The sequence below is a fragment of the Kitasatospora sp. NPDC057542 genome, assembly GCF_042801945.1.
Taxonomy (GTDB): domain Bacteria; phylum Actinomycetota; class Actinomycetes; order Streptomycetales; family Streptomycetaceae; genus Kitasatospora.
Genome location: NZ_JBHVFE010000832.1, coordinates 1 through 1,474, shown reverse-complemented (window position 1 = coordinate 1,474; position 1,474 = coordinate 1). Strand labels below are relative to the sequence as shown.

The window sequence follows — 1,474 nt, the reverse complement described above, 5'->3', positions numbered from 1 at the left end:
GGGAGTGTCATGAATTAGGTGTCTTCCTCCCCGAAGGAGTCACCTGATGAGCACGATGACGGATCACCTGATCGAGACGGCGGGCGGCGTGTCGCTTGCCGGGGCCGGCGAGGGCGTCGAAGGTGCCGACGTGAAGTCGATGCCAGAATCGCCGAACGGCCTGTCCTACGAGTTGCTCGACGAGCTGTCCGCGTTGGCGGCCGAGAAGGTCGCCGCCGGCGGGCTGCGGCTGATGGGCGAGGGCGGGATCCTGCCCGAACTGGCCCAGCACCTCATGCAGGCCGCGCTGGAGGCCGAGATGGACCGGCACCTGGCCGCCGAGGCGGGCCGGGCCGGCGGACGCGGGTCGCGTTCGGGCGGCAACACCCGCAACGGCTACCGGAGTAAGAAGGTCATGACCGAGGTCGGGCCGGTGACGGTACAGGTGCCCAGGGACCGGCTGGGCACCTTCAGCCCCGGGCTGCTGCCGAAATACGCCCGCCGCACCGGCGCGCTGGACGACCTTGTGCTGTCGCTGACGGCGAAGGGCCTGACCTCCGGTGAGATCGTCGCCCACCTGGCCGAGGTGTACGGGATGACGACTACCAAGGAGACCGTCTCCACGATCACTGACAAGGCCCTGGAGTCGATGGCCGAATGGCGAACCCGGCCCCTGGACCCGGTCTACCCGGTGGTCTTCATCGACGCCGTGCACGTCCGCATCCGTGACGGGCACGTGGCCAACCGGCCCGTCTACGTCGCCGTCGCGGTCACCTGCGACGGCTACCGGGAGATCCTGGGCCTGTGGGCCGGCGACGGCGGCGAGGGCGCGAAGTACTGGCAGACCGTGCTGACCGAGATCCGCAACCGGGGCGTGAAGGACATCCTGATGCTGGTCTGCGACGGCCTGACCGCCCTGCCCGACGCCGTCAACGCCGTCTGGCCCCAGACTGTCGTGCAGACCTGCATCGTCCACTTGATCAGGAACAGCCTGCGCTACACCTCCCGCCGGGACTGGGCCGAGGTCGCCCGCGACCTCAAGCCCGTCTACACCGCGGTCAACGAAGCCCAGGCCCGCCAACGCCTGACCGAGTTCGGCGGGAAATGGAACAGCCGCTACCCGTCGATCACAGGAATCTGGGAGCGGGCCTGGAACGAGTTCGTGCCCTTCCTCGGCTTCCCGGACGCCATCCGCCAGGTCGTCTACACCACCAACGCGATCGAGAGCCTGAACGCCCGCTACCGGCGGGCCGCCCAGGCATGCGGCCACTTCCCGAACGAGACCGCCGCCCTCAAACGCCTCTACCTGGCCACCCTCGCCCTGGACCCGACCGGCCGCGGCCGTCAACGCTGGAACAACCGCTGGAAGTCCGCCTTGAACGAGTTCGACCTGCTCTTCGACGGCCGCCTTACCGCCGGACGAGTGTAGGCCGATCAGCCCACCGAAGAACCTGTAAGCCAATCAGACGAACCACACCTAATTCCTGATAGACCC

At 68.1% G+C, this 1,474-nt stretch carries 1 protein-coding gene; it reads left to right on the top strand.

Features of this window, described 5'->3' with window-relative positions:
• Positions 1-70 precede the first annotated feature (70 nt).
• Positions 71-1,408: an IS256 family transposase gene (locus ACFU7Y_RS43910; RefSeq protein ID WP_380772065.1), complete on the top strand. Its 1,338-nt coding sequence runs from the start codon at positions 71-73 to the stop codon at positions 1,406-1,408.
• The last annotated feature ends 66 nt before the right edge of the window (positions 1,409-1,474 follow it).